This window comes from Melaminivora alkalimesophila (assembly GCF_000282995.1).
GTDB classification, from domain to species: domain Bacteria; phylum Pseudomonadota; class Gammaproteobacteria; order Burkholderiales; family Burkholderiaceae_C; genus Melaminivora; species Melaminivora alkalimesophila.
Genome location: NZ_ALEE01000333.1, coordinates 1 through 5,496 on the forward strand (window position 1 = coordinate 1; position 5,496 = coordinate 5,496).

Below are 5,496 nucleotides of genomic sequence, written 5' to 3' on the forward strand. Positions count from 1 at the left end.
TGGCGGCCGGCGCGCGCGTGTGGCTGGCGCCGGGGATGATGCACGCCAAGGCCGTGCTGGTGGACGATGATCTGGCGCTTGCCGGCTCGCTCAACCTGGATGCGCGCAGCCTGTTCCTGAACTACGAGGCGATGACCGCCTTCTACGACGAGGCGGACGTGCGCTGGCTGTCCGACTGGTGCGCGCAGCAGGTCGCCCAGGCACGGCCCTACGCAGCGCACCGGCCCTCGCTGCTGCGCGACATGGGAGAGGGCGTGGTGCGCGCCCTGGGTTTTCAGCTGTAGGCCGGCTTCAGGGTCGGTCCGCGCCTACAGGGCGGGCACGCCGAAGAACTAGCCTGGGGCCGTTTCCCGCAACGAGGAGGCCCCATGCCCGCAGATTCTCCCACTCCGCCCCGCCCTCAGCCGCGCCCTGGAGCGCCCCGCCGCGGCCCTGCCGAGAAAGCCCCCCCGGGGCCCACGGGCCGCCACGAGAAGCGGGCCCGCAATATCGTCCTGATCGCGCTGGCACTGCTGGTCGTCGCCGTGCTGGGTTTCAACCTGCTGGCGCCCCGGGACCGGCTGCAGGCGCCCGATGCCCCCCGGGACGCCGTTGGAAGCCACCAGGAAGAGCGCCCACAGGCGACCACCACCGCACCCGGCGACGGCAGCGTGTCGCGCAGCACGCCGGAGGCCGCGGACACGCCCACCCCTGCGGGCCGCGAGCGCATGGGTGCACCCGCGCTGTCCAATCCGCAGCCCGAGCCGCTCCGCCAGGAATCGCAGCCGGCGCGCTGAAGCGCCCCGTGCCGGGGCGCCGCGGGCTCAGGCGGCCTGGTCGTCCTGCGCGACGGCCGGGCGCACCGAGCAATCGAAGGCTTCCTCCAGCTGGCGGACGGCACGCTCCCAGCGCTCGGGCGTCTCGGAGGCGATGCAGTCCTGCGGCACCCAGACCTCGTGCCCCAACATGCGCGCATCCGTGGCGCTGAGCATCACGCACATGTCGGCGGCCCAGCCGACGATGACCAGCTTGCGCGCCTTCATCTTGCCCAGCAGGTGCTGCAGCGGCGTGGAGTGGAAGGCCGAGTGTTGCGGCTTGAGGATCACCAGGTCCTCGGGGCCGGGGGCGAGCAGCCGGGCGATCTCGCCGCGCCCATCGGACAGCGCCTGGCAGGCCGCCAGGATGTCGCCGAACTGGCTGTGCCAGGTGCCGTAGTTGTCGTTGGCGTAGATGGCGGCGCTGCCCGAGCGCGCCAGGCGCCGCTTGAGGCGGTCGATGCGCCGCGCGGCGGCCTGGGCATGGGGCAGCAGGTCGGCGGCCGCGGGGAAGTTCATCGGGTTGATGACGTCCACGAGCAGCAACACCTGCTCGCTCTCGGGCAGGGGCGTGCTCTGCAGGGTAGAAGGACGAAGGGGGCTGGGAGGCATGGCGGGCTGGGGAGAGGGGCACCCCGCGGGCTGGGGCGTGGCGCAACCTTAGGACCGCCGCGCTGGGGCCGGCGTAGGACGTTCCTGCGTTCGGGGCCGGCCGCGCCACCGGGCGCCGTGGGAGCCAGGACGACCCGGCGCGGCCGATCGTTGGGCATGGCGGCAGGCGGCCGTCCTACAGCCGGGTGGGGGCGGCGGGCGACAAGGCGGCGGCCGCGGCCTTCCTAGGATGGAACCGTCCGTTTCGGATGCGTCCGTCTCGGCTCCGCAATTTCACCATCGACCACAACCAACGCAAAGGAAAACACAGCCATGAAACTTCTCAAGCATGCACTGGCCGCTGCCGTCGTTGCCACCGTTCCCTTCGTCGCCCAGGCCCAGGTCGCGGGCGGTACCGTCCTCGGCGTCACGGAGACCGTGAGCGCCCGCCTGGCCAACGGCTGGAGTGTCAAGAAGGCCATCCTGGGCGAGAGCGTCTACAACGATGCCAACAAGTCCGAGGAAGTCGGCAAGGTGGATGACATCATCATCGACACCGAGGGCTACGTCTCCTACGCCATCGTGAACGCCAGCAAGTACCTGGGCCTGTCGAGCCACCTGGTGGCCGTGCCCGTGGAGCAGTTCAAGGTCGAGAACGGCCACATCGTGCTGCCGGGCGTGACCAAGGAGGGCCTGCGCAACGTGCCGAAGTTCGAGTACGCCAAGGCGAAGAAGTAAGAGTAAGCCAGCCGGGCCCGAAGCGCCCGCCGCTCCTGTTGCCCTGAGCCCGCCGCGCCGCAAGGCCGGCGGGTTTTTCGCGTGCGCGAGGCATTCGCCCGTTCCGTGGATCGGTGCGTACCGAATCCTGGCCCTTTGGATCGGCGGATCGCACCCGAAATGGGACAGGAGGGCGGGCGCGCCGGCACCAGGGCGCGTCCGCCATGCATTGCCACCCCCCAAGGAGAAAACCATGACCGCACGCAGCATCCGCCAGATCATCCCGGCCCAGCCCACCTCCGACGGGGCCGGCGTCCGGCTCTACCGCAGCCTGGGCAGCCAGGGCGGCGCTCGCCTGGATCCCTTCCTGATGCTCGACGAGTTCGGCACCGAGAACCCGGACGACTACATCGCCGGCTTCCCCAGCCACCCGCACCGCGGCTTCGAGACCGTGACCTACATGCTCGACGGCCACATGCAGCACAGGGACCACCTGGGCAACGTGGGCGACCTTGGCCCCGGGGGCGTGCAGTGGATGACTGCCGGGCGCGGCGTGATCCACTCGGAGATGCCGATGCAGGAGGAGGGGCGGATGCGCGGCTTCCAGCTGTGGGTCAACCTGCCGGCGGCCGAGAAGATGAAGCCGGCGCACTACCGCGACATCCCGGCGGCAGAAATCCCGCAACTGGCGCTGCCGGGCGGCGGCCGGGTGAAGGTGATCGCCGGCACGGCGCGGGTGGATGGCGAGGCGGTCGAGGGGGCCATCAACCGCGCCAGCGCACCGCTGTCGACCGACCCGCTGTACCTGGACGTGCAGCTGGGCGCGGGCGAAGGTTTTGCCCACCCGCTGCAGCCGGGCTACAACGCCCTGGTCTATGTGTTCGAGGGGACGGTCACCGTGCAGGGCGGCGGCCGCGAGACCACGCTGGATACGCGCAGCGCCGGCGTGCTGGACGCGGCAGGCGATGGACTGCAGCTGCAGGCCGGGCCGCAGGGCGCGCGCTTCCTGCTGCTGGCCGGCAAGCCGATCGGCGAGCCGGTGGTGCAGTACGGCCCCTTCGTGATGAACACCCGCGAGGAGATCATGCAGGCGATGCAGGACTACCAGGATGGCGTCTTCGTGGCTGCATGAAGATGCCACCGCCGGCGCCAGGTGCGACGCCGGGGATCGGCAATTGGTCCCCCCGACAGGAATCGAACCTGTATCTGGCGCTTAGGAGGCGCCCGTTCTATCCATTGAACTACGGGGAGCTGGGCCGAACCGGCAATTGTATGCGGCCCTTCAGTCCCAGCGCACCGTGTAGATCAAGTCCACTGCGCTCTGGGTGCCGGTCTGGCCGCGCAGCGTGAGCCGCTTGGACAGGTCGTAGAAGATGTAGAGCACCCCGAGCGTGCCCGACAGGCTCTTCTCGTAGGTCACGTACAGGTCCTGCGACAGGCGCTTGCCGAAGGTGAGAGCCGCGCCGCTGGCGTCCTCGCCCTGGCCGGGGCCCTTGAAGCCGATCTCGTCCAGGCCCAGGCGCTGGGCGATGCCGCCGCTGCTGTCGCCGCCCTCGCCTGACAGGAAGGCGAGCGCCGCCTGCTGCAGCAGCGCTGCCTCCGCACCGCCGGCCGCCGCGCTGCGGCCCAGCACCACCCAGGAGAGTTTCTCCGCATCGGGCAGCTCCGGCTCCGAATACAGCTGCGCGCGCGGCGCCTGGGCCGTGCCCGTGACCTGCACGCCGGCGCGCACCGGAATGTTCGGGCGCAGCGCCAGCACGTCGAGCGAGGGATTGTCGTAAGGGCCGTTGAAGCGCAGCAACCCGCTTTCCACGTCCAGCGCCTGGCCCCAGGCACGGTAGCGCCCCTGGTCCGTGTGCACTTCGCCGGTGACGCGCGGCATGCTGCCGAGCGCGCCGCGGCTGGTGATCTGCAGGCGCCCGGTCAGGCGCGTGGTCACGCCCCGGCCCTGGAAGGCGAAGTCGTCCCCGAGATCGAAGGTGAGCGCGATGTCCGGCGGGCGGGCGGTCTGCACGCTGCCCTGGGCATCGGCCTGGGCCGCCTTGGCTTCCTGGCGGGCGCGCTCGGCGGCCTCGCGGTCCAGCGCGGCGGAGCGCACCACCACGTCGTCGCCCAACGACGGCGCGCCGGCCTCGGGCAGGATGATGGTCGCGCGGTCGGCGCGCAGGTCGCCGCGCAGCACCAGCTGGCCGCCCTGCAGCTGCGCGCGCAGCTCGCCCGAGACGCTGACCTGCCGGTCGGCGCGCACCAGCACCTGCAGCCGCTCGGCGCGGGCGCGCAGGTCCATGCGGATGTCCGGACCCTGGTCGCCGCTGCCCGCCCAGGACAGGGTGCCGCTGCCGCTGAGCGTGCCGCCGTCCGCGGGCGCGGCCGTGCGGTTGCCGCTGAAGCCGGCGATGCGCGCGCGGCTCCCGTGCCCGCCCTTGAGGTGCAGCTCGGTGATCGTGAGCTGCTGGCCTTGCAGCGTGGCGCGCAGCCGGCCGTCCTGCAGGTCCACGCCATCGAGCACCGAGCGGATGGCAAAGCGGTCGGCCGCCAACCGGCCATCCCAGCGCGGCGCGGCGCGGCTGCCCGACAGCCGGGCGTCGGCGCTGAGCGTGCCGTGCACGCGCCAGCCGGGCGGTGCGAGCATCGACCACACGCCCACCTCCGGCATCTCGGCGCGGACGCTGGCGGCCAGGGGCGCGTCCTCCGGCCAGAGCCAGCCGCCGTCCGCGCCGCGCTGCAGCTGCGTGCGGCCCTCGGCCCGGACTTCTCCCGCGCGCTCGCTGTCCCAGGACAGGCGCGCTTGCAGCTGCTCTCCCTCGGCCTGGAGTTCGAGGACGGCCTCGCGCAGGCCTGCGGCCGTGCCGCGCAGGGCGCGGGTCGTCGCCTTGGGGCTGCCCGGGCCTGCACCCTCGCCGCTGGAGCGCACCACCGTCGGTGTGCCGCCCGGGGCGGTATCGCCGCCATGGTCGATGTACAGATCGCCGCTAGCGCGCTCGATGCGCACCCGCGCGTGCAGCGGCGCGTCGCCGGCGGCGGCGATGTCCCAGCGGCCGGCCAGCTGCAGATCGCCCGACACGCCAAGCCGCTCGAGCGCGCTCTGGCCGTCGGTCTGGAAGGCCTCGGCCCAGGCCAGCGGCAGACCTTCCAGGCTGCCCTGGCTGCGCAGCTCCACGCCCCCTTGGGCGCCTCGCGCGTAGCGCAGCGGCTGCCAATGCAGGCGGGCGTTCCCGGGTGCCGGGCCGCGCAGCTGGGCACTGCCGCCCGACGCCTCGACTTCGAGGCGCGGCGCCTGTTGCAGCGTGAGGGCCACGGGCTGCGTCAGGCGCAGCTCCCAGGGGCCGGGCTGCCGCTCCAGGCGCGCCTGCAGCTGCAGGCTGCGCAGCTCGCCCTGCCAGCGGCCGGCGCC

Annotated in this window: 6 protein-coding genes and 1 tRNA gene; 4 read left to right on the top strand and 3 right to left on the bottom strand. The window is 72.5% G+C overall.

The window, feature by feature from the left end; all coding sequences use genetic code 11:
* Both A612_RS06170 and A612_RS16995 read left to right on the top strand, forming a co-directional pair.
* On the top strand, positions 1 to 284 hold a 284-nt coding region (locus tag A612_RS06170), incomplete at its 5' end, for a phospholipase D-like domain-containing protein (protein ID WP_040436227.1).
* Between the two features lie 84 nt (positions 285 to 368).
* Complete coding sequence (locus tag A612_RS16995) at positions 369 to 776, top strand: hypothetical protein (RefSeq protein ID WP_075807024.1); 408 nt, start codon at positions 369 to 371, stop codon at positions 774 to 776.
* A 27-nt stretch (positions 777 to 803) separates the two neighbouring features.
* Here A612_RS16995 and A612_RS06180 read toward each other — a convergent pair whose 3' ends face one another.
* Positions 804 to 1,406 carry a cysteine hydrolase family protein gene (locus tag A612_RS06180; RefSeq protein ID WP_040436228.1) on the bottom strand — a complete coding sequence of 201 codons (603 nt, stop codon included), beginning with the start codon at positions 1,404 to 1,406 and terminating at the stop codon, positions 804 to 806.
* Between the two features lie 312 nt (positions 1,407 to 1,718).
* On the opposite strand from A612_RS06180, the gene A612_RS06185 reads away from it, so the two are divergent.
* Together A612_RS06185 and A612_RS06190 are read left to right on the top strand one after the other, a co-directional pair.
* The gene (locus A612_RS06185) at positions 1,719 to 2,123 is read left to right on the top strand and encodes a PRC-barrel domain-containing protein (RefSeq protein ID WP_019373645.1); all 405 of its coding nucleotides are present in this window, start codon (positions 1,719 to 1,721) and stop codon (positions 2,121 to 2,123) included.
* A 232-nt stretch (positions 2,124 to 2,355) separates the two neighbouring features.
* On the top strand, positions 2,356 to 3,234 hold the full coding sequence (locus tag A612_RS06190) for a pirin family protein (RefSeq protein WP_019373646.1): 879 nt from the start codon (positions 2,356 to 2,358) through the stop codon (positions 3,232 to 3,234).
* Positions 3,235 to 3,278: 44 nt separating this feature from the next.
* Here A612_RS06190 and A612_RS06195 read toward each other — a convergent pair.
* Together A612_RS06195 and A612_RS06200 are read right to left on the bottom strand one after the other, a co-directional pair.
* Positions 3,279 to 3,353: transfer RNA gene (locus A612_RS06195), tRNA-Arg, on the bottom strand.
* A 31-nt stretch (positions 3,354 to 3,384) separates the two neighbouring features.
* On the bottom strand, positions 3,385 to 5,496 hold a 2,112-nt coding region (locus tag A612_RS06200; protein ID WP_019373647.1), incomplete at its 5' end, for a translocation/assembly module TamB domain-containing protein.